The sequence below is a fragment of the Nonomuraea zeae genome, assembly GCF_005889725.1.
Lineage (GTDB): Bacteria > Actinomycetota > Actinomycetes > Streptosporangiales > Streptosporangiaceae > Nonomuraea > Nonomuraea zeae.
On sequence record NZ_VCKX01000713.1, the window covers coordinates 1 to 787 of the forward strand.

Annotated in this window: 1 protein-coding gene and 1 pseudogene; both read right to left on the reverse strand. The window is 72.2% G+C overall.

Features of this window, described 5'->3' with window-relative positions:
- Window positions 1-302 (reverse strand): annotated as a pseudogene (locus tag ETD85_RS64325) (hypothetical protein); the annotation flags it as partial.
- Window positions 303-404: 102 nt separating this feature from the next.
- Window positions 405-787, reverse strand: a 383-nt coding sequence (locus ETD85_RS62545; RefSeq protein WP_138699130.1) for a GTP-binding protein, incomplete at its 5' end; no start/stop codon positions are given.

A 787-nucleotide genomic window follows, 5' to 3' on the forward strand; every position in this document is an offset into this window, starting at 1 on the left:
GGCTCGGCCGGGGGCGCGAGGAGGGCGGGCGCCCGGCGTACCCATCGCTCGACCAGGCCGGCCACGATCTGCCGCTCCAGCACCGACTCCCCCACCCTGCCGGTGTCGGCCACCAGCGCGGCGAGCAGGTCGTCGTCATCGGCCAGCGCGGCGCCGAACCGGGAGAGCACGTCCGAGCGCTCGGCGCCCGCCCAGGCGGGAGCCGCCGCCCGCAGCCCGGCCGCGGCGGCGGCCAGCCGGTCGGGTGGGACGGGAGAGAGCGGCCGGTCGATCTGCCCCGTGATCGGGTTGCGCACGTTCATGGGACACGGCCACGGGACATGGTGCTCCTGCGCTGCTCGTCGGGACCGTGGCCATTGTGATCAGGTGGATGGCTGCGCTGTCAACGCACTCGCGGGCAGGGGTCAACCGCCCCAGCCCGGCACGGCCATGCGGACCGTGAGGGCGTGCTCGACCAGGTTGATCAGCGCGCTCTTGACCGAGTCCTTGGAGCGCGCGTCCAGACGTACGAGCGGGATGTGCGGGGCCAGGGTGAGCGCGTCGCGCACCTCGGCGTCACTGTGCGGATATTGGCCGTCCCATCCGTTGACGCCCACCACGAACGGGAGCTGGGCCTCCTCGAAATAGTCGATCGCCGGAAAGCTGTCGGCAAGACGGCGCGTGTCCACCAGCACGACCGCGCCGATGGCACCCCGCACCAGGTCGTCCCACATGAACCAGAACCGGTGCTGCCCGGGGGTGCCGAACAGGTACAGGATCAGGTCGCGATCGAGGGAGACCCGGCCGA